The organism is Pseudomonas sp. Au-Pse12 (assembly GCF_021341665.1).
Taxonomy (GTDB): domain Bacteria; phylum Pseudomonadota; class Gammaproteobacteria; order Pseudomonadales; family Pseudomonadaceae; genus Aquipseudomonas.
This window is the reverse complement of the sequence record NZ_JAJTTH010000014.1, coordinates 39,685-59,364: the sequence shown is the minus strand read 5'-3', so window position 1 is coordinate 59,364 and position 19,680 is coordinate 39,685. Positions and strand designations below refer to the sequence as shown.

18 protein-coding genes and 1 riboswitch are annotated in these 19,680 nt (G+C 65.9%); of the genes, 6 read left to right on the top strand and 12 right to left on the bottom strand.

What is annotated here, in order from left to right; translation table 11 throughout:
• Window positions 1-76 precede the first annotated feature (76 nt).
• The 11 genes from LXM55_RS29130 to LXM55_RS29080 all read right to left on the bottom strand — a co-directional run bounded on the left by LXM55_RS29130 (window position 77) and on the right by LXM55_RS29080 (window position 13,712).
• Complete coding sequence (locus LXM55_RS29130; protein ID WP_233323578.1) at window positions 77-1,021, bottom strand: ABC transporter substrate-binding protein; 945 nt, start codon at window positions 1,019-1,021, stop codon at window positions 77-79.
• Window positions 1,014-1,766, bottom strand: coding sequence for a (2Fe-2S) ferredoxin domain-containing protein (locus tag LXM55_RS29125; protein ID WP_233323577.1), 753 nt, complete (start codon window positions 1,764-1,766; stop codon window positions 1,014-1,016). The genes LXM55_RS29130 and LXM55_RS29125 overlap by 8 nt, the downstream gene beginning before the upstream one ends.
• 11 nt (window positions 1,767-1,777) lie before the next feature.
• Complete coding sequence (locus LXM55_RS29120) at window positions 1,778-3,754, bottom strand: TonB-dependent receptor plug domain-containing protein (protein ID WP_233323576.1); 1,977 nt, start codon at window positions 3,752-3,754, stop codon at window positions 1,778-1,780.
• A 98-nt stretch (window positions 3,755-3,852) separates the two neighbouring features.
• Window positions 3,853-4,055, bottom strand: a riboswitch (cobalamin riboswitch).
• Between the two features lie 47 nt (window positions 4,056-4,102).
• The gene (locus LXM55_RS29115; protein WP_233323575.1) at window positions 4,103-5,143 is read right to left on the bottom strand and encodes an arginine N-succinyltransferase; all 1,041 of its coding nucleotides are present in this window, start codon (window positions 5,141-5,143) and stop codon (window positions 4,103-4,105) included.
• 49 nt (window positions 5,144-5,192) lie between these two features.
• A complete protein-coding gene (locus LXM55_RS29110; protein ID WP_233323574.1) occupies window positions 5,193-6,209 on the bottom strand; it encodes an arginine N-succinyltransferase in 1,017 nt (338 codons plus the stop codon).
• Between the two features lie 171 nt (window positions 6,210-6,380).
• Window positions 6,381-7,730 (bottom strand): APC family permease, encoded by a 1,350-nt coding sequence (locus LXM55_RS29105; RefSeq protein WP_233323573.1) that lies wholly within the window; start codon window positions 7,728-7,730, stop codon window positions 6,381-6,383.
• Window positions 7,731-7,944: 214 nt separating this feature from the next.
• Window positions 7,945-8,697 carry an N-formylglutamate amidohydrolase gene (locus LXM55_RS29100; RefSeq protein WP_233323572.1) on the bottom strand — a complete coding sequence of 251 codons (753 nt, stop codon included), beginning with the start codon at window positions 8,695-8,697 and terminating at the stop codon, window positions 7,945-7,947.
• Window positions 8,681-10,036, bottom strand: coding sequence for a glutamine synthetase family protein (locus tag LXM55_RS29095; RefSeq protein ID WP_233323571.1), 1,356 nt, complete (start codon window positions 10,034-10,036; stop codon window positions 8,681-8,683). Before LXM55_RS29095 ends, LXM55_RS29100 begins: the two co-directional genes overlap by 17 nt.
• Window positions 10,033-10,677 carry an isochorismatase family cysteine hydrolase gene (locus LXM55_RS29090; RefSeq protein ID WP_233323570.1) on the bottom strand — a complete coding sequence of 215 codons (645 nt, stop codon included), beginning with the start codon at window positions 10,675-10,677 and terminating at the stop codon, window positions 10,033-10,035. The genes LXM55_RS29095 and LXM55_RS29090 overlap by 4 nt, the downstream gene beginning before the upstream one ends.
• A gap of 2 nt (window positions 10,678-10,679) precedes the next feature.
• Entirely contained in the window at window positions 10,680-11,534 is an 855-nt protein-coding gene (locus LXM55_RS29085) for a MurR/RpiR family transcriptional regulator (protein WP_233323569.1), read from the bottom strand.
• Between the two features lie 234 nt (window positions 11,535-11,768).
• The gene (locus LXM55_RS29080; protein ID WP_233323568.1) at window positions 11,769-13,712 is read right to left on the bottom strand and encodes an EAL domain-containing protein; all 1,944 of its coding nucleotides are present in this window, start codon (window positions 13,710-13,712) and stop codon (window positions 11,769-11,771) included.
• 236 nt (window positions 13,713-13,948) lie between these two features.
• On the opposite strand from LXM55_RS29080, the gene LXM55_RS29075 reads away from it, so the two are divergent.
• From LXM55_RS29075 to LXM55_RS29050, 6 genes are all read left to right on the top strand, one after another.
• A complete protein-coding gene (locus LXM55_RS29075; protein ID WP_233323648.1) occupies window positions 13,949-14,518 on the top strand; it encodes a histidine phosphatase family protein in 570 nt (189 codons plus the stop codon).
• Between the two features lie 101 nt (window positions 14,519-14,619).
• Window positions 14,620-15,381: a precorrin-6A synthase (deacetylating) gene (gene cobF, locus LXM55_RS29070; protein WP_233323567.1), complete on the top strand. Its 762-nt coding sequence runs from the start codon at window positions 14,620-14,622 to the stop codon at window positions 15,379-15,381.
• A 278-nt stretch (window positions 15,382-15,659) separates the two neighbouring features.
• Complete coding sequence (locus LXM55_RS29065) at window positions 15,660-16,439, top strand: ABC transporter substrate-binding protein (protein ID WP_060838569.1); 780 nt, start codon at window positions 15,660-15,662, stop codon at window positions 16,437-16,439.
• A 117-nt stretch (window positions 16,440-16,556) separates the two neighbouring features.
• A complete protein-coding gene (locus LXM55_RS29060; RefSeq protein ID WP_233323566.1) occupies window positions 16,557-17,669 on the top strand; it encodes a succinylglutamate desuccinylase/aspartoacylase family protein in 1,113 nt (370 codons plus the stop codon).
• Between the two features lie 117 nt (window positions 17,670-17,786).
• The gene (locus LXM55_RS29055; protein ID WP_233323565.1) at window positions 17,787-18,176 is read left to right on the top strand and encodes a hypothetical protein; all 390 of its coding nucleotides are present in this window, start codon (window positions 17,787-17,789) and stop codon (window positions 18,174-18,176) included.
• A gap of 71 nt (window positions 18,177-18,247) precedes the next feature.
• Window positions 18,248-18,964, top strand: coding sequence for an alpha/beta hydrolase (locus tag LXM55_RS29050; RefSeq protein ID WP_233323564.1), 717 nt, complete (start codon window positions 18,248-18,250; stop codon window positions 18,962-18,964).
• Between the two features lie 13 nt (window positions 18,965-18,977).
• On the opposite strand, the gene LXM55_RS29045 is transcribed toward LXM55_RS29050, so the two are convergent.
• Window positions 18,978-19,556: a hypothetical protein gene (locus LXM55_RS29045; RefSeq protein WP_233323563.1), complete on the bottom strand. Its 579-nt coding sequence runs from the start codon at window positions 19,554-19,556 to the stop codon at window positions 18,978-18,980.
• Window positions 19,557-19,680 lie beyond the last annotated feature (124 nt).

The following is a 19,680-nucleotide window of genomic DNA, read 5'->3' as shown; positions in this document are numbered from 1 at the left end:
GCCAGCTCCTACGCAAGCCGGCTCCAAAGCCAAAGGCTTAGCCGCAAGCCGCAAGCCTGCCGCTGCCTGCTTGCCGCTAGTCACTTGCCGCTTGCCGCTGTTTTTGATGGAGGCGCCGGGCCAGTTCCAGGGCGGTGCGGCCGCTGGTGATGCCGGGCACCAGTTGGGTGAAGGGGAGGTCGATCAGGCGTTCTTCGCGCACGGCGCGCAGGCGTGAGAGCACCGGGTCGTTGTGCAGCAGGCGGCGTTTGCGCGAGGCCGGGGACCACAGGGCATCGGCCAGGAGCATGACGTCCGGGTCGTTGGCCAGGAGGGTCTCGCTGTCTACCACCAGGCGTGGGCGGTCGATGCTGGCAAAGCTGTTGCGCGCTCCGGCGGCGCGTAGCAGCACTCCGACAAAGCCGCGCTGGCCCTGGCTGGCCAGGCCGTTGACCTCGCTGTCCAGGTAGAACACGGAAGGTATGTCGCGACCCTGGTACAGGGCGGCGGCAGCGCTGAGGTCGGCGTCCAGTTCGGCGATCAGTTGTCGGGCCCGGGCCTGTTTGTCCAGCAGGCGGCCCAGGGTCAGCAGGTCGCGGCGGATATGCCCGAAGTAGTCCTCGTCATGCCCGGCACAGGCCGACTCCAGCAGGTAGCTGCCCACGCCAATGGCACCCAGGCGTTCCCGGGAGCTGAAGTTGTTGGGGAACGCCGAGGCAAAACCACCCACCACCAAATCCGGCTTGAGGCTGTAGAGCACCTCCGGCGACGGGTACTGGCGGGCGATCACCGGCACTCCGTGGTACTGCCCCTCGGCCTGGGCGCGGCCATCGTCGTCGAGGTAGGCGATGCCGATCATCGAGGGCCCGGCGTCCAGGGCCAGCAGCAGGTCGGCGCTGTGCTGGTTGAGGGCGACGATGCGCTGTGGCGGTGCCTTGAGGTTCCAGTTCTGGCCGCAGTTCTGGTAGCTGTCGGCCAGGGCCGTCAGGCTGGACAGGCACAGCAGGATTGCCAGCCACGGGTGCTGCTTGATCCTAGGCATCGGCATTACCTGCATAGGGCGCGGCGATCTGCAGTTGTGGCAGCGCAGTGCCCGCCAGTAGGTGGCCTTCCACCAGTTGCAACACCTGGGTGTCGTTCTGCACCCGGTACCAGCAGCCATCCGGGTGCACCGTGAGTACCGGCCCCAGGTTGCAGGGGAACTGGCACGCGGTGCGGGTCAGCAGTACGCCGCCGGGCTGCTCCAGAAGATCCAGGCGCAGCAGTTCGCGGCGCAGGGTTTTCCATAACGGCAGGGCGCCGCGCCGCACGCAGCGCGGGCCGGTGCAGAGGAACACCTGGCGGGCATGGGGCGGCACCCGTGACCAGTCCGGGTCGCTGGGCACGGCATTGACCTGATCGCAGCTCAGGTGGCGCTCGTGCTGGTCGATGCTGGCGCAGGCCAGGGCCGCGTCCAGACCCCGTCGCCCCAGGGCCTGGGCGGTGATCCACAGCTGCGGCGCCTGCGGGTGGGCGCGGGCCAGGCGCCCCAGTTCATCGCGCAGCCAGTCCAGGTAGGCGCTGTCGGAGCTGGGCTCCAGGTCCACCACCAGCAGCGCCGCGCCGTCTGCGGGCAGGGGTTCGCCCAGGGCCGCCCAGAGGCCGTCGAAGCCGTCCAGGGTGTCGATCACCCGGGTGCCGGTGGCGTCGCCCCGCAGTCGTTGCAGCTCGCGGCGAAACGCCTCGCCCAGGGCGCCGCCGTTCAGGCCGGGGCCGACGAACAGCACGCGTTGATAATCCTTGTGCATGGCAGCCGTCCTCAGAAGCGGTAGGTGTAGCGCACCTCGGTGGTGAAGGGGCGTCCCAGGTTGTCCACCCGCGGGTTGTTGCTGGCGATGCTGGTGCTGTAGTCGCGGTCGAAGAGGTTTTCCACCAGCAGGCTCAGGCGATGCTGCTGGGCCGCGTCGAGGTAGCGATAGGCATCGGCGTCGACCACCGAGTAGTGGCCGTAGTCGATCTTCTTCGGGCTGTCGATCTGGCCGATATAGCGGATAGCCCCGCCCACGCCCCACATCCGGTCCTGGGATTCGAAGCCCAGGCGCGAGCGGGCGAAGAAGCCGGGGATATTGCTCAGGGTCACGCCGTTGCGCGATTCCGTCAGGTTGCGGGTCATGTCGGCCGAGAGGGTCCACTGCGGGCTGAACTGCCAGCGCCCGTCGACCTCGATGCCGCGTACCTTGATCCGTCCTTCACCGTTGACCCAGTCGATGCCGTCGAGGGCGATCAGGTCGTCGATCTTGCGCTGGAACAGGGTGCCGCTGGCATTGAACTCGCCAGCCAGCAGGCTGCCCTTGTAGTCCAGGCCCAGCTCGGCGTTCACGCTTTTTTCCGGCTTGAGGTTGCGGTTGCCCTTTTCATCTTCCTCGTTGGCGAACAGCTGCTCGGCGTTGGGCAGCTTGAAGGCACTGCCGAACTGGCCGCGCAGTTGCCAGTTGGGCGAGAGGTCGTACAGCGAGGTGAGCATGCCCACCGTGGCGCTTTCACCGCCGCTGATCTTTTCGTGGCGCACGCCGACGCTCGGGTGCCAGTCGGGCAGGGCGTCGAATACCGGGCGCAGCTGGGCGTACAGGGCGTTGGCCTGGGCGCTGTTGTCGTCGATCTTGAGTACGTCGTCCTGGCCCTTGAACCACTGGTTGTCGGTGCCGAATACCAGTACATGGCCGCCGTCCAGCTCGGCTTTGCCCTCGGCCTGCAGGCCCCAGTCGGTGAAGCCCCAGTAGTCGTTGTGGTTGATCACCTGGGTGGCGCCGCTGGCGGTGCTGTTGATGCGGGTGTAGCGGGTGTCCCAGTCGTTGACATGGCCCTTGACGAAGTAGCTGAAGCGCTCGCTCGCACGCTGTTCGAAGGTGGCGGTGGCGATCTGCTGGATACGGTCGTTGGTGGTTTTCTTGTTGTTCAGCGGGCGGGCGAAATCCAGGTTGGCGTCGCTGTACTGGTAGAACAGCTCCAGCCGCGAATCGTCGCCCAGACCCTGGATCGCCTTGGCGCCGAAGGTGGTTACCTCGTAGGCGCGCTTCTTCTCCTTGGTATTGGCGTTGTAGGCGCTGTTGCGAAACGGCTGGTAGCCATCGGAGACGTTGTGGCTGACATAGGCCAAGAGGCCCAGGTCGCCCAGGCCGTTGCTGACGATGCGTTCGGCGCGGGCATCGCCACTTCTGCCCATGAAGCTGTCCAGGCCCAGGTTGACCTCGCCGGAGGTGTCGCGGGTCTGTGGGCTGCGGGTGACGATATTGATCACCCCGGACACCGCCTGGGTGCCGAACAGCAGGCTCTGGCCGCCCTTGAGCACCTCGATGCGCTCGATGGCGTTGGCCGGCAGGGTGTCCAGGTACAGGCCGCCGTACAGGCGGTTGTTCAGGCGCACGCCGTCGAGCAGGATCAGGGTGTCGTCGTTGCGCCCGCCCAGCAGGGAATAGGTGCCGTAGTCGAAGGGGCCGTTCTTCGGCGCCACGTACAGGCCCGGCACATACATTTGCAGCACCCGGGTGATATCGCTGCTGGGGCCGGCGCGTTCGATCTGCTGGCGGTCGATGATTTCCACCTTGCTGCCGTACTTGGCCATTTCGGCCACGGTGGTGGATTCCACCGACGGCGCGGAAACGAATTGCTGTTCCAGTTTCAGGGTGTTGTCGTCGGCCAGCAGCAGAGGGCTGAACAGGCCGCCGAGCAGAGCGCCGCCGCAGGTGCGACGCAGGGCACGCCAGTCGCGTGCAGGGAAAGTGTTGGAGGTTGTCATTGTTGGTCTTCTCGAAAGTCATTTCGGGAAGCACGCAGGAGAAGGTAGCGGCCACGCGCACGCGACCTTACCGGCCCATGCCCGCCCACCGCAGGATTGCCAAACAGAAGTTCCAGGCCGGTCTCCGGGCTTGCGAGTCTGGCGGCATTCGCCTTCCCGTACCTTGGGTACAGTGGCGTGTTGAATGCAGCACTCGCTTACCGTTGCGGGGGCAGCACCGGACTTGCCCTGGAGGGGCGCACCGGTTTCCCGTTTCACCCCATGCACGGCGGCATGGGGCACCTGAAACTGAGCGGCATATTACGCAGCAAAGCTGCGAGCTCCAAGCTCCAAGCTCCAAGCGGCAAGCTAAAAGCTGTTGCTTGCAGCTTGAAGCTTGCCGCTTGCCGCTTGCACTGCCCTTACCGTGTCGCCGGGCTGCAGTAGCAGGCGCTTGGCGGTCATCCGGTCGACCAGCAGGCAGCCCGAGACCAGGCGTCCGGGGGCGGCGGTGATGCGGCAGCTTTCCAGGCGCCGGTTGTGGATCAGCCACAGCGGCGCCTGGTCGTCCGGGGTGCCCACCAGCAGGGGCAGGGTCTGGCTTTCGCGCACGCTGCGGATCTTCGTCACCTCGGCCTCGAGCAGCGGCCCGCCATCGAAGATGTCGATGCAGCCCTGATGGCTGAAGCCTTCGCCGCGCAGGATGCTCACCGCCTGTTCGGTGCTGGCGTGGGCCTGGCCGATGGCGGCCTGGGCCTGGGCGCTGAGCAGGCAGGTGTACAGCGGCTGGCGCGGCATCAGTTCGGCGATGGAGGATTTGCTACCGTGGCTGGACAGGCGATTGGCCTGCTGGAAACCCATCTTGAAGAAGTGCCGCCCCAGGCTGTCCCAGAACGGCGAACAGCCCTGGCTGTCGAGCTGGCCGCGCAATTCGGCCACCAGCTTGTCGCCGAACAGGGTGGGGAATTCGGCGACAAACAGCAGGCGCGCCTTGGACAGCAGGCGGCCGGTATAGCCCTGGCGCTGATCGCGGCGCAGGAACAGCGAGCAGAGCAGGGATTGCCCGGTCATCTCGTTGCACAGGAACAGGGTCGGGATGTGTTTCTCGATGCCCAGCACCGGGGCGCTGCCACGGGTGGTGCCGACCCGGTAGTTGTAGCAGGGCTCGCGCAGGCCAATGGCGCCGCTGATGCCGCAGACCCCGATCACCTGCTGGTCGTCATCTTCCATGACGAACAGGTAGTCGGCGTCGGCCCGTTCGACCTGCCTGGCGAAGGCTCGCTGCGCCCAGCGCACCCGATGGGCCAGGCGCTCGGGGTCGGTGGACAGGTTGTTCAGTTCGCGACCGTTGCCTTCCAGCAGGGTCAGCAGCGCCGGCAGATCGCTGACGCGGATCGGACGCACGATCATCGGCTGATTCCTTGCCCTGGCGCCGGGCAGTGGCGCTGCGCAAACGGCTTCATAGGGCAACGCTGCGCACCGGTTCGCCCGGGGCCAGTTGCAGGGCCTGGAGCATTGCCCGGTCCAGGCCGACGGTATCGCCGGGGGCTTCGTCCAGGGGCGCGACGATGGCGCGAAAACCCTGCAGCCGGTCGTTGCTCAGCAACCACTGCCGGCCCTGGCCGCTCTGCGGGCTCAGCTGGCTGCGGGCGACGCGGCTGTGGATGATTGAGCGCAACTGGTTGCTGCGCCCCTGCAGGGTCGGCCCGGCGTCGAACAGGTCGATGTACTGGGTGCTTGTGAAGCCCTCGTCGATGAGGATCTGGCAGGCTTCCCGGGCATCCACGTGGACCTGCCCGATACAGTCCTGGGCCGGCTGCGCCAGCATCGGAATGTACAGCGGGTACTGGGGCATGAGCTCGGCGAGAAAGCCCCGCCCCTGCAAGGCGCACAGGCGTTCGGCCTCGACATAGGGCAGGTCGAAGAAGTGCTGGCCCACCGCTTCCCAGAACGGCGATTCACCGGCGTCGTTGCTGTAGCCGACGATCTCGCTGATGCAGCTGTCGGCAAAGCGCTGGGGGTGTGCGGCCATGAACAGCAGCCGGCCGCGCGAGGTCAGCTGGGCCAGCGGCGTGCCGGCCAGCTCAGGGTCGACATGGAAGCTGCGCAACAGGGTCTGTTCGCTGAGGTCCTGGCACAGCGACAGGGTCGGCACCCCGTGCTGGATGTTGAGTTCCCGCGAGCTGCTGATGAACGGGCGATTGCGCAGGCTGTAGAACGGGCTGGCAAACCCGGCGGTGGCGAGGATGTCCGAACAGCCATGCAACTGGCCGCTCTCCAGGTCCTCAAGTACCAGGAAATAGTTTTCCGGGCCCTGGCTGGCCTCGGGCTTGGCGAAGGACGCCAGGGAATCCTGAATCTTGTCCAGCAGGTAGGTTTCGTCGTCCACCAGCGACGTGACGCCCAGCAGGCGCTCGCGGGCCAGGCGCCGTAATGAGGGCAGATCGGATAACGCCACGGGACGCAAGGCCTGCAAGGGTGTACTCCTGTATCAAGGGCCGCTCGCCCCTGGGGGCGAGCACTGGCCAGACATCACTGTCGATGACCACGCAGTTCCACGGCCGCGGCATCCGGCGGCCAGGCCCCGGGCGGCTCTTGCCGGCCGCTGCCAGGGGCCGCGCGACGCCGGGGCGCCGCGCGCTGACGACTAGGGCTTGAGCGGGTCGGGCAGGGCGGCGCCGCTGCCCAGCTTGTTCAGCAGGAACAGGTAGACCAGCCCGGCGAGGATCCAGATGGCGCCGAGTTTCTGCGCATCCACGCCCATGTTGTACATGATGGCGCAGACGATCACGAAGCCGATCACCGGGCAGATCAGGTGGCGCAGCACCTGGCCGGACTGCTGTCGGCGCCAGTAGAAGTTGATCACCGTGATGTGCAGCAGCATGAAGCCGCTCAGGGCACCGAAGTTGACCAGCGAGGTCAGGGTGTCCACCGAGTTGATGAACAGGTAGCAGATCAGCAGCGAGAGCACCGCCACCAGGTAGATGCTGATGTGCGGGGTGTTGTGTTTCGGGTGCACCTTGGCCAGCACCTTGGGCAGCTTGCCGTCCCGCGCCATGCCGAACAGCAGGCGCGACACCGCGGCTTGCGAGGTGATCGCCACCGCCACGCCCCAGGCCAGCGCCGTGGCCACCCCGGTGAGGGTCGCCAGCCAGCTGCCGGCGGCCAGTTCGGCGATCTCGTAGAAGGCGGTGTCGGCGGACTTGAAGCCCATGCCGGCGGCCAGGTCGGTGGCGATCCAGGTCTGCACCACGAAGATCGCGCCCATCACCACCAGGGTGATCAGCGCGGCGCGGCCGACGCTGCGGCCGGGGTCGCCCTTGACCTCTTCGGCGAGCGTCGAGATGGCGTCGAAACCGAGGAACGACAGCACCGCGATCGATACGCCCTGCATCAGCATGCCGAAGTGGAAGTTGTCCGGGTTGTACAGCGGCGCCAGGGTCAGTTGGCCGTTGCCGGCGCCACCGTGCAGGGCGTTCCAGGCGTAGAACAGGAAGATCCCCAGGACCACCAGCTGCGCCAGCAGGAACAGGATGTTCATCCGCGCGGTGAAGGTGATGCCGCGCAGGTTGACGAAGGTGGCGCTGACCAGGAACGCCAGGATGAAGCCGACCTTGGGCACTTCCGGGTACAGGTGGTTGAGCGCCATGGCCGCGTAGACGTAGAGCAGCGGCGGAATCAGCAGGTAGTCCAGCAGCATCAGCCAGCCGGCGAGAAAGCCGACATGCGGGTTGAGGCCGCGCTGGGCGTAGGAATACACCGAGCCGGCAATGGGAAAGGCCCGGGCCATGGCGCCGTAGCTCAGGGCGGTGAAGACCATCGCCACCATGCCGATGATGTAAGCCAGGGGCACCATGCCCGGGGCTTCCTGGTTGACGTAGCCGTAGACCCCGAACGGGGCGATCGGGATCATGAAAATCATCCCGTAGACCACCAGGTCACGCAGGCTCAGCCCGCGCTTGAGTTCCTGTTTGTAGCCGAATTCTTCAATCTCCATGAAGCTGTTCTCCTTGAGCCTGTGTCAGTGGATAAAGGCGTTGCCCTCGGGTCGTCATTGACACCTCGGGCCGCGCTTTCGTGTTTGAACCTGGCAGGGTTTAAAGACACACCACAGCGGTTTTTCTAGTTGTTGTACCGGTCCTGCATACAGCCTGTTGGCGCGCCGGGTGAATCCTTCGGGGCGTGCCGGTCGAGCGTTTCTTCAACAGCGGTTACAGCAGCGGCGCCAGGGTGTCGCTCCAGTGCTGCACGGCTTCAGGGCTGCGCAGCAGATCGTTGCGCACCTCGATCAATACCGACGCCAAGCCACGGGCGTCACCGTGCACCGGCACGGTCATGTCGCTCAACGGGTCGATCTCGTAGGGTTGGTTACCCGCCACCTTGATCGGCAAGCGCCACAGCCCTTCGAGAATCCGCGCCGCGTAGTCGGTGGCGCTGCCATACAGCACGCCGATTTCCAGCGCACGCGGTTGCCCGTAGTAGATCGGGGTGAAACTGTGGATCCCCACCACCCGCACTTCGCGGCCCTGGGCCAGGCGCCGGTCGATGATCCGTTGCAGACGCTGGTGAAACGGCGTGAACAACTGCTGGCGGCGGTACTCGCGGGTGGCCTCGTCCAGCTGCTGGTTGCCCGGCACCTGATAGATCTCGCTTTGCAGCGGGATGCTGTCGGGGGCGTGGCGCGGCCGGTTGAGGTCGATCAGCAGGCGCGAGTAATTGGCCGCGATCAGGGTCGCGCCCAGGGCCTGGGACAGGCTTTGGGCCAGTTCCAGGGCACCCGGGTCCCAGGCGATGTGCTCGCGGGCCGCCACCGGGTCCAGCCCCAGGTCGTGCAGGGCCGGTGGAATGTAGTGGCTGGCGTGCTCGCACACCAGAATCAGCGGATGCTCGGAATCTTCCCGCAGCAGGCGGTAGGCCGGCTCGGTGTAGAAACCGTGCTCGGCGGATTTAGTACAGGTGTCCATAGTGCTCACAGAGTTGGGCAGCGGTGAGGTGCTCGGTCAGGGACACTTCCTTTTGTTTGACGGCAAGATAGGTCGCCAGCAGGTCCTGAGGCAGGAACTGCAGCAGTTCAGGGTTGCCGCGCAGGCATTCCAGGGCCTGGGGCAGGGAACCCGGCAGCGGCACGATGCCACTGGCCAGGCGTTGTTCGGCGCTGAGGTCCGAGGGCGCCTTGTCGGTCACCGCGTTGAGCGCCAGCTGCTGCTCGATGCCCAGGCGCCCGGCGATCAGGATCACCGCCATCGCCAGGTGCGGCGAAGCGGTGGCGTCCAGGGCGCGGAACTCCAGGTTGTACTGCGGCGCTACCGGCTTGCCGCCCAGGCTCAGGGTCGGGCAGATGCGCAGCGAGGCTTCGCGGTTGCGCAGGCCCAGGCAAGCGTAGGAGGCGCTCCAGTGATGGGGTTGCAGGCGCTGGTAGGAGATCGGCGTCGGCGCGGTGAAGGCGCACAGCGCCGGCAAGTGCTTGAGCACCCCGGCGGCCCAGTGCTGGCCCAGGCTCGACAGGTCGTCGCCACTGACGGCGTGGGGGTCGTAGAGCAGCGGTTGGCCTTCCAGGTCCTGCAGGCTCAGGTGCAGGTGCACACCGTTGCACACTGCGTCCTCGGCGGTCTTGGGCGCGAAGCTGACCCGGTGCCCCAGTTGCCGGGCGATTTCCCGGGTGATCTCGCGCACGTTCACCGCGCGGTCGGCGGCGGCCAGGCCTTGGGTCGGCCGGCAGGTGATCTCGTACTGCTGCTTGCCGTATTCGGGAAGGAACATCTCCGGCTCGGCGCCGGCAGCCCGCAGCGCCGCCAGCAGCCAGCCACCGAAGGCCGCGCCCTGGCGCTGGGCTTCCAGGGAGAAGGCCAGGTGCTCGACCTGGCCGGTGCCGGTGTCGAGGTTGAATTCATGTTCGAAGGCGGCGGTGATCTGGATCCCCAGCTCGCGGTAGCGCTGGACTTCGGTGCGCAGCAGGGTGCGCGGGCAGGCGGCCCAGGGCGTGCCGTCGGTCTCGCAGATGTCGGCGTGGATGAAATCCAGCGGCGCCGCGCTGGCATCCGGCCCGGCGCCGACACTGACCCGGCTGTCCAGGTCGGGGATCAGCCGCAGGTCGCCGTAGGCACCCCAGGGGTTGTCCTCGGCGATCAGGTCCTGCGGTGTCAACGCGCTGTTGGCCGGCACCCAGCCGCAGCCGCCGACCCGGTAGCGCTCCAGCTCGTCACTGGGAAAGGAGCGGCCCCGGGTGACGCCGATCAGGTCGGTGGTGACGATGCTGGTCATCGCCACCGGGGTCAGGGCCTCGATGCCCTGGCCACGGCTCATCCGCGGATCTCCCGCAGGCGGCCGAGCACGGTGTCGGTGTCGGTGATCCAGCAGTAGCCCTTGATCGCGTTGAGGCAGGCCTGGTGCCGGGTATCGCCGTAGGTGGCGCAGGCGTCCTCCACCAGGGTCACCAGGTAGCCGCGGTCGGCGGCGTCGCGCACCGCCATGTCCACGCACTGGTCGGTGACGATCCCGGCGATGATCAGGTGGCGGGTTTCCAGGTTGCGCAGCACGTAGTCGATGTTGGTGGAGTTGAAGACCCCGGAGGAGGTCTTGGGCAGCACGATCTCGTTTTCCACCGGCGCCAGCTCGGCAATGATCGCCGCCTGGGGGCTGCCCTTGGGCAGGTGCATGTCCGACAGCTTGTGGTCCAGGGAGCGGTCACGGCCGTCGGCGGTCAGGCTTTCGATAATGGTGTGCAGCACGTTCTGCCGCGCCTCGCGCACCGCCGCCAGCAGCCGTTGCTGGTTGGGGATCACCCGCTCCCGGGCCCGCTTGAGAAAGGCTTCGCCCTCGGGGCCTTGCAGGTGCGGGTCGAACTGCGGTTCGAGCCAGGCGCGCTGCATGTCCACCAGCAGCAGGGCGGTGTGGTCGACGACGAAGGGCAAGTCCCGGGGCGAACGATGGGGCAGGCTGAACATCCTTATTTTTCCTCCAGCACATGGGTAGCGAATTCCGCCCGCAGGGCATCGATGCCCTCCAGGCGTTGATCAAGATGGGGGCTGCGCGGGGTCAGGCAGGCGATCAGCGCCTCGACCTGGGCCAGCGCCGGCACCAGGCTGTCGAACGGCGACAACGACTCAACCGGCGCGCTGATGACCAGGTCGGCCAGCTCCCGCAGCGGCGAGGCATAGATATCGGTGAACAGCACCACCCGGGCGCTGTGCGCCTTGACCGCACTGGCCACGCGCAGGGCCTGGGACTGGTAGCGGCGGTAGTCGAACAGCAGCACCAGGTCTTGGCGTTGCACATCGAACAGGCGGTCCGGCAGTTGCGCGTTGTCGTCGAGGAAGTAACAGCCCGGGCGCATCAGCCGCAGGTGGTTGAACAGGTAGTGGGCGAGAAAGCTGCTGAAGCGCCCGCCGAAGCAGTAGACCGAGTGCCGGCTGTCCAGCAGCCAGTCCATGAGCACGCGGATGTCTTCGGGCTGGGTCAGGGCCAGGGTGTCTTGCAGGGCACGCTGGCTGTCCGCCAGGTAGCGGCCCCAGGTATCGCCCTGGGCCACCTGCGCCCTTGGACGCAGCAGGGTGCTGGGCGAACGCAGGCGGTCGTCCATGTCGCTGAGCAAGGCTTCCTGAAATTCGCCGTAGCCGCTGAAACCGAGCTTCTTCACCAGGCGCACGATGGTGGGATCGCTGACCCCGGCGTGTTCCGCCAGACGTGACATCGGCCCCAGCCCGTTGCGCGGGTAGTGGTCGAGCAGAGCGCGCACGACCTTGCGCTCGGAGGGCGTGAGGTCGAGGGTGGGGGCGGTGATCAGGTCTCTGAGGGAGGGCATCGGGGTGCCTTGGGCGGTGATGTCGTTTTTATTTCATGGAGAGGTCAAATTGATATTTATGTAATGGACGCTACATGTCTAGTGAAATTTTGTCTGATATCAAAATGCCCTGAAATGGGGCGGGGGATGGGGGTTCAGAGGGGGCCGGAAGATCAAGAGCCAAAGCAAAAGGGGGATGAAGGGGGCATGAAAGCGGGACCGCATGGAAGGGCAAGTGGCCGCCCCGCTGCAATACTACTCTTCCTGCGAGCGCTCACAGGCAATTCCCAGCTCAATCAATTTCTCCAATGGCACCGCCGGCGAGAAGAAGTACCCCTGGGCACAGCCAATGCCAATGCTTTGCAGAATATCAATCTGTTCCTGGGTCTCGACCCCTTCGGCAGTCAGCGTCGCCTGGTACAGGCGGGCGCTTTCCTGGGCGATGGAGACCGCCGTCCGCATGCGCTCGTAGTGCAGCAGCGAAATCATCGAATGGTCGATCTTCACTTCGGCAAAAGGGTACTTGGCCAGAATGCTCAGGGCCGAATAGCCGGTGCCGAAGTCGTCCAGCGACAGGGTCACGCCGTGGTCCTTGAGCAGCAGCATGTTGTGGGCCACTTGCCGGGTGTCTTGCAGCAGGGTGTTCTCGGTCAGTTCCAGGGTCAGGCGGTGGCCGGGCAGCCCGGCTTCCTTCAGGCGCTGTATCAGCAGCACGGCAAAGTTGGCATCGCTCAGGGTCGAGGCCGAAACGTTCACCGCCAGCGGTCCCGGCAACCCGGCGTCGATGTAGGACCGGGCATCACGGATCACCGCTTCGATGGTCGACCACTCGAAGGCGTGCTGCAGGTCGTGGTGGCGGATGACTTCGAGAATCAGCAGGGGAGAAATGGCCGCGCCTTGTTCATCCTGGGCCCGCAGCAGGGCTTCGGCACCGATCACGGTGCGCCGGCTCAGGCAGAACTTCGGCTGGTAGTACAGCGGCGGGTTGTTCGAGCGGACCCACTCCAGCAACTGCTGGCGGATGCGTTCGTTGCTCTGGGCCTGCTCGATCAGCGACTGGTGCAGGTAGCGCACCGGTTGGCGATTGTCCTGCAGGGCCAGGCTGATATTGCGCAAGGTGATGTTGGCACTGCCGCCGGCGCAGGCGTCGATCACGCAGAATTGCAGCTTGGGGGGCAGGCCGCTGTCGCTGGGCAGGCTGGCCTGCAGGGTCATCTGCAGGGTGGCCAGCAGCGCCGATTCCTCGACGTGCTGGATGCTGCAGTCCGGCAGCGCCAGGGCCAGGCTCAGGTCCGAGAACATGAAGGGCCTGGGCTCGGTCGCGGTCTGCAGGACATGCCGGGCCGCGCCATCCTTGAAGTCTTGCGCCAGGCCGACCAGCAATTGATCGGTCCAGTCGTGGCCGTGAATGGCCACCAGGTCCTTGAGGTTGCGAATCTTGATCACGATCAGCGTGTGGCGCCCGAGCTTGTGTTCCTGGCGCTGCAGCAGCTGTTCCAGGTAGATGCTCAAGGCCCGGCGATTCGGCAGTTGCGTGGTGGGGTCGGTCAGCGCCTGTTGCAGCAGGCGCTGCTGGGCCTGCTGGTAGCGCGCCTCGCGGCGCAGCATGGCGAGTATCAGGACGATCAGCGGCAGGGAGAACAGCGCCGAAATGAAGCGCAGCGACAGCAGTTGTGCGGCGGCGGTCGAGTCGATGCTGCCTATCCAGTGAATCAGCGGCACCGGCGCAATGGCGACGCCGACCCGCATCAGCAGCACCAGGGCCATTTCCTTGAGCTGCAGGGACCACAGCCGGCGCGATTCGAACCAGCGGTGCAGCAGCACGCCACCCAGGGTCATCAGGCTGAAACCGAACAGGGCTTCGGCAAACAGTTCGCTGCCGGCAAACCAGAAACGCGCCAGCGCCACCAGCGTCAGGCAGGCCAGGCCGCCCCACCAGCCGCCCAGCAGGCCGGCGAGAAACAGCATGTCGTTGCTCGGGAACACCTTCACTGGCGTCTGCATGAACTGCGAGGCCAGGGCGATCAAGGTGACGTTGCTGGTTCCGAGGATCAACCCCAGCAGGACCTTTTTCGACTTGATCAGGCGCTGGGCGTCCTCACGCAGCATCAGCAGGGTGCTGAAGACTCCCACCATGGCCACGTATTGCAGCAGGATGATCGGCAGGGGTGAGGCGTTGACCGCAAGGTTGAGAGACATGAGCTCCCACATACCGCTGTGCATGGTGGTTGAGGTGCCTGGTTGGGTCGAGACGTGGAAGGGGGGTGGAGGATAAGAGCCAGGCGCTTTTGTGGCCTATAAGCCAATTCTCTTTTGGAGGTGGTTTATTCTTGATTTTTTCGAGAGTCTTCCGATTTTCGCGGCTGGGAATATCCATGGCCGCCGTGCTAAAACCCTCGCCTCAGTCCTGATTGCCCCTTGTCGAGATCGCTCCGTTGCCGGCCACCCGCTTGACCCTGATCTGCCATGCCCGTACCGCCGCCCAGAAACAGGCGCGGTTGCCCCTGGACGAAGCGTTGGAACTGGACTGGCAGGCCCAGGCCCTGAGCCGCGCTGCTGGGTTCAAGCCCGGTCTGCGGGTGCTCTGCGGCCCGGAGTTGCGCACTCGCCAGACCGCTCACTTGTTCAGCGCCGAGCCGCAGGTGCAGGAAGCCTTGCGCGACTGCGGGTTCGGCGCCTGGCAGGGGTTGTCGATCAAGCAGTTGCAGGCGCGCGAGCCCCAGGCGTTGCAGGCCTGGCTTGCGGACCCGCACCTCGCGCCGCCGCAGGGTGAGTCGGTGGCCCAGTTGTGCCAGCGCGTGGCGCTGTGGCTGGAAAGCATGGCCGAGCGCCCCGGGCACTGGTTGGCGGTGACCCATCCCTTTGTCATGCGTGCCGCCTTGGTGCAGGTCCTGCAGGCACCCCTGGCGAGCTTCAACCTGATGGATATCGAGCCGCTGTCCCGGCTCGACCTGAGCCACGCCGGGCGCTGGCGCCTGCGCGTGCTCGACCCGTCGGCCGGCTAGCCGCTGGCGTGCCCGCGGCGACGGCGCGGTACAGAAACGTTTCTCATCGAGCCAAAGCCCCCGCATACTTGCGGGCTGGCAAAACAGCGAGAGCAAGACCCATGAAAACCCTCCTGGTCATCGGCATCGGCGCCGGCAACCCCGACTACATCACCATCCAGGCGATCAAGGCGCTGAATCGCAGCGATGTGGTGTTCCTCATGGACAAGGGCCCGAGCAAGGATTCGCTGATCGACCTGCGTCGCGAACTCTGCGAACGCTACATCACCGAGCGGCCGTTTCGTTTCGTCGAGGCGCAAAACCCGGAGCGCGAACGTGGCGACGTCGACTACCGGGCCAGCGTGCAGACGCTGAACCGAGACAAGCAGCAAGTCTTCGAGCGCCTGATCAACGAGGAGCTGGCCGAGGGGGAAACCGGCGCCTTCCTGGCCTGGGGCGATCCGGCGCTGTACGACAGCACCCTGCGCATCCTGCAGCAGATCCTCGCCAGTGGCGCGGCGCAGTTCGAATACCAGGTGATCCCCGGCATCACCAGCGTCCAGGCCCTGACGGCCCAGCACAAGGTGCCGCTGAACCGCATTGGCCGCTCGGTGGAAATCACCACCGGCCGGCGCTTGGCGGCGGGGCAGGCCAGCGACGCCGACAGCCTGGTGGTGATGCTCGACGCCGAGGATTCCTATCGCCAGTTGCGCAACCAGGACCTGGACATCTACTGGGGGGCCTACCTGGGCACCGCGGATGAAATCCTCATCAGCGGCCGACTGGACCAGGTGGCCGATGAGATCCGCCGGGTGCGCCTGCAAGCCCGCGAGGCCCACGGTTGGATCATGGACACCTACCTGCTGCGCAAGCCCCAGGACTGAAGCCCGCTGGCGAAGGCTGCGACAAGGCCCGCAGGGCCTGTGTCGCCCTCAAGAGCGCGGTCTGCTGCGCAGCCTTGCGGCCAATGGCGGTTTTTTCAGCGGCTGGCGCACCCAGGCCGGGGGACGGCAAAACAGCCCGGATCACGCCGTGTATTTTTTATAAGTATTTGTCGCATAAACACAATTTGCTTCCCGGGAGCCGCTCTAGACTGCTGGCCACTTCGATTTGCCCCTAATCGAAACCAGCCAATAAAAGTCTCCGTCTCCTGGAGTTATAAATGAACAAGTTTGCGCTGTTTGGTGCCCTGGCACTGTCGCTGTTTTCCTTCACCGCTTCGGCCGACGAGGCCAAGCCGATCCGCATCGGTATCGAAGCCGGCTACCCGCCGTTCTCGATGAAGACCCCCGACGGCAAGCTCACCGGTTTCGATGTCGACCTGGGCGACGCCCTGTGCGAGCAGATGAAAGTCAAATGCACCTGGGTCGAGCAGGAGTTCGATGGCCTGATCCCTGCGCTGAAGGTGAAGAAGATCGATGCCATCCTGTCGTCCATGACCATCACCGACGACCGCAAGAAGAACGTCGATTTCACCATCAAGTACTACCACACCCCGGCGCGCTTCGTGATGAAGGCCGGTACCGCCATCAAGGACCCGCTGACCGAGCTCAAGGGCAAGAAAGTCGGCGTGCTGCGCGCCAGTACCCACGACCGCTTCGCCACCGAAGTGCTGGTGCCGGCCGGCATCGACCTGGTGCGCTACGGCTCCCAGCAGGAAGCCAACCTGGACATGGTCTCCGGCCGTGTCGACGCGCTGCTGGCCGATTCGGTCAACCTCAACGACGGCTTCCTGAAAACCGACGCGGGCAAGGGCTTCGCCTTCGTCGGCCCCGAGTACAACGATCCGAAGTACTTCGGTGGCGGTGCCGGCATCGCCGTGCGCAAGGGTGACAAGGAGCTGGCGGAGAAATTCAACAGCGCCATCACCGAGATCCGCGCCAACGGCAAGTACAAGCAAGTGCAAGACAAGTACTTCGATTTCGACGTCTACGGCGAGTAAGCCGACGGGCTCGATACGTGAGGTAAAAAAAGGTGGCGGCCGCAACTCGGCCGCCACCTTTTTTCTGCGCGGCTGTTTTATTCTGCACCGCGCTTTTTCTTGAACCCTGGAGCCTGCATGCAACGCATCGACCATTCCCTGCCCTGGGGCCACCTGGGCACCCAGCGCCAGCTCAGTGTGTTCCGCTTTGGCAGCGGCACGCGCAAGGTGTACATCCAGGCCAGCCTGCACGCCGATGAATTGCCGGGCATGCGCACCGCCTGGGAGCTCAAGCAGCGCCTGGCCGAACTGGAGCGCCAGGGCCGCCTCAAGGGGGTGATCGAGCTGGTGCCGGTGGCCAACCCCATTGGCCTGGACCAGCAGGTGCAAGGCAGCCACCTGGGGCGTTTCGAACTGGGCAGCGGCAAGAACTTCAACCGCGCCTTCGTCGAACTCAGCGGCCCGGTGGGCGACCTGATCGGCAAGCAGCTGGGCACCGATGCGGCCACCAATATCGCCTTGATCCGCCGCGCCATGGTCCAGGTGCTGGATGAACTGCCGCCGCCGGCCTCGCAACTGGAGGCCTTGCACCGGTTGTTGCTGCGCCATGCTTGCGACGCCGATATCACCCTCGACCTGCACTGCGATTTCGAAGCGGCGATCCACCTCTATGCCTTGCCCCAGCACTGGCCGCAGTGGCAGTCCCTGGCGGCGCGGCTCAAGGCCGGGGTGGCGCTGCTCTGCGAAGACTCCGGCGGCAGCTCCTTCGATGAGTCCTGTTCCGCGCCCTGGCTGCGCCTGGCCCGGGATTTTCCCCGGGCGGCCATTCCCCCGGCGAACCTGGCCACCACGTTGGAGCTGGGCAGCATGGGTGACACCCGGGTCGAGCAGGCCCGGGCCAATGCCGAGGCCATCCTCGGCTTTCTCGCCGAACAGGGGCTGATCAGCGGTGACTGGCCCGCCGCGCCGCAGCAGTGCTGCGAAGGCATGCCCTTCGAAGGCACCGAATACCTGTTTGCCCCGCACCACGGCGTGGTCAGCTTCCTGCGCGAGGCCGGCGAGTGGGTGGAGCGCGGCGATGCCCTGTTCGAAGTGGTCGACCCGCTGAACGACAGCGTCAGCATCGTGCGTGCCGGCACCAGTGGCGTGCTCTTTGCCCTGGACCGCGGGCGCTACACCCAGCCGGGCATCTGGCTGGCCAAGGTGGCCGGCCGCGAGGCGATTCGCGCCGGCAAGCTGATCAACGACTGAACCGCCAGGGGCGAGGCCGACGTGGTGCGGGAACTGGCTGGCCAGGGAACGCGGCGCTGCGTTGGCCCTCGACGCGCCAGCGCGCCCTTCGCCGGCTAGCCGGTTCCTGCACTAGAGGTGTCCGTGTCGCGAGTGTCCCTGTCTATCCGCCTGCTGTTCACCCTGTGCCTGCTGGCGGCCACCTTCAACCACCTGCGCGCCGTGGTGGACCACGGGTTGCTCTGGGACTATGGCTACGGCGTCGACACGCCCCTGGCCAGCCGGGCCTTCTGGGGTTCCCTGAGCTTTTTCGATCCGTTGGCGGCGTTGCTGTTGTGGGTGCGCCCGCGCTGGGGGCTGATCCTGACCCTGGCGATCATCGTGCTGGATGTCGTGCACAACAGTTTTTATGTGGCGGCCCACGACCAGTGGCTGGCCACCTTCTACCTGTCCCAGGTGGGGTTCGGGCTGGCGGTGCTGGTGCTGCTGCCTTTGGCCTGGCGCGGGTTGGCGCAGCCCGACAGATGAACCTCCGGGCCCGGCGATGCTAGGCTCCGGCACTGATTTTCTTGCCACCCCTCAGGCACAAGGAGCCGTACATGATCCGCTATCTGGCGCTATTGTTCGCATTGGCCGCGCCGCTGGCCCACGCCGAGCCGACGCTGCACGACGACCTGCCATTGCGCTACCTGGAGCAGGCCCCCGCTGACACCCGCAACCAGCCGCTGGTGATCTTCCTGCATGGCTACGGCAGCAACGAGGCCGACCTGTTCGGCCTGCATGAGCGCCTGCCGGCGACCTACACCTACCTTTCGGCCAGGGCGCCGCAGACCCTGGAGGAGGGCAGTTACCAGTGGTTCCAGCGCAAGGGCCAGGGCGCCTATGACGGCGTGACCGACGAGCTGGCCAGCAGCGCCGAGCTGATTGGCCAGTTTGTCCGCGCGGCGCAGGCCAAATACCAGACCCAACCGGACAAGGTGGTGCTGGTGGGGTTCAGCCAGGGCGCGGTGATGGCTTATGAAGTGGGCCTGCGTCATCCGCAGTCGGTGCGGGGCATCGCCGCCCTGAGTGGGAAGATCCTGCCGCTGCTGGCCGCCCGGGTGAAGAACAGCCCGGACCTGCAGCGCCTGGGCATCTTCATCGGCCACGGCATCGTCGACCCGCGCCTGCCCTACAGCGATGCGCTGGAGGCCCATCGCTTGTTGCGGGCGGCCTCGCTGCAACCGCAGTTCCATGCCTACCCGGGGCTGGGGCACAGCATCAGCGAAGCCGAGATCGAAGACCTCAAGGTTTGGCTGCAGGGGCTCAACCCCTGAGCCGAAGCGGGTTTTACTGACCGAGGATCTGCTTCATCAGCGCCGCATGCCCGGTCTTGTCGGCGGCCCGGGAAATCACCTGGACCACCGCCATGCGCGAGCCGGAACCGGCGATCAGGGTCGAGTTCAGGGTCTGGCCGCCGCCCTGGGTGGCGGTGCTGTCGATCTGCCGCACGCCGAGGCCCTTGAGGGTCATGCTCTTTTCGCTCTGCTTGCTGAAGTCCGGCAGGGCGGCGGCCTGTTGCGAGAGAAAACCACTGACCGCGGCGTCGAGAAAGGCACTGTCGTTGTCCTTGACCTGGGCGCCATTGGGAATGCGATTCTGCGCGGCGATGACCACGGTGCGGGTGGTGGCGTTGGAATACAGGGTGCCGCTGGCGCCCGCGGTGCCGTCGGCCTCGCTGCCGGCCGGCAGGGCCGAGGCGCTGAAGCCCTTGGGCAGGGTAAAGCTCAGCTTGCCGTCGAGCATCGAGACCTTTTCCCCGGGCGCCTGCTTGGCCGTGGATTTGCCGGCCGCGAGCGCGTTCAGCGCACCGAAGCCCGCCACCGCGGCGAACACCAGGACCAGGGCTTTTCTAGCGAAGGATGACATGCACAATCTCCGGGCATGGGATCAGGGGGGCGCATCATCCCATGCCCGTTATGGCCGGCTCCAGAAAGTTTTTTGCGTGGCAGCCGTGGTACTTCGGATGGCCGTTTCGGCTGGCCGCTTCCGG

Bases quoted from the DNA above. Each gene is read 5' to 3' on its own strand.
- LXM55_RS29130 (WP_233323578.1), bottom strand. From the start codon at position 1,021: ATGCCTAGGATCAAGCAGCACCCGTGGCTGGCAATCCTGCTGTGCCTG.
- LXM55_RS29125 (WP_233323577.1), bottom strand. From the start codon at position 1,766: ATGCACAAGGATTATCAACGCGTGCTGTTCGTCGGCCCCGGCCTGAAC.
- LXM55_RS29120 (WP_233323576.1), bottom strand. From the start codon at position 3,754: ATGACAACCTCCAACACTTTCCCTGCACGCGACTGGCGTGCCCTGCGT.
- LXM55_RS29115 (WP_233323575.1), bottom strand. From the start codon at position 5,143: ATGATCGTGCGTCCGATCCGCGTCAGCGATCTGCCGGCGCTGCTGACC.
- LXM55_RS29105 (WP_233323573.1), bottom strand. From the start codon at position 7,730: ATGGAGATTGAAGAATTCGGCTACAAACAGGAACTCAAGCGCGGGCTG.
- LXM55_RS29100 (WP_233323572.1), bottom strand. From the start codon at position 8,697: ATGGACACCTGTACTAAATCCGCCGAGCACGGTTTCTACACCGAGCCG.
- LXM55_RS29095 (WP_233323571.1), bottom strand. From the start codon at position 10,036: ATGAGCCGTGGCCAGGGCATCGAGGCCCTGACCCCGGTGGCGATGACC.
- LXM55_RS29090 (WP_233323570.1), bottom strand. From the start codon at position 10,677: ATGTTCAGCCTGCCCCATCGTTCGCCCCGGGACTTGCCCTTCGTCGTC.
- LXM55_RS29085 (WP_233323569.1), bottom strand. From the start codon at position 11,534: ATGCCCTCCCTCAGAGACCTGATCACCGCCCCCACCCTCGACCTCACG.
- LXM55_RS29080 (WP_233323568.1), bottom strand. From the start codon at position 13,712: ATGTCTCTCAACCTTGCGGTCAACGCCTCACCCCTGCCGATCATCCTG.
- cobF (WP_233323567.1), top strand. From the start codon at position 14,620: ATGAAAACCCTCCTGGTCATCGGCATCGGCGCCGGCAACCCCGACTAC.
- LXM55_RS29065 (WP_060838569.1), top strand. From the start codon at position 15,660: ATGAACAAGTTTGCGCTGTTTGGTGCCCTGGCACTGTCGCTGTTTTCC.
- LXM55_RS29060 (WP_233323566.1), top strand. From the start codon at position 16,557: ATGCAACGCATCGACCATTCCCTGCCCTGGGGCCACCTGGGCACCCAG.
- LXM55_RS29050 (WP_233323564.1), top strand. From the start codon at position 18,248: ATGATCCGCTATCTGGCGCTATTGTTCGCATTGGCCGCGCCGCTGGCC.
- LXM55_RS29045 (WP_233323563.1), bottom strand. From the start codon at position 19,556: ATGTCATCCTTCGCTAGAAAAGCCCTGGTCCTGGTGTTCGCCGCGGTG.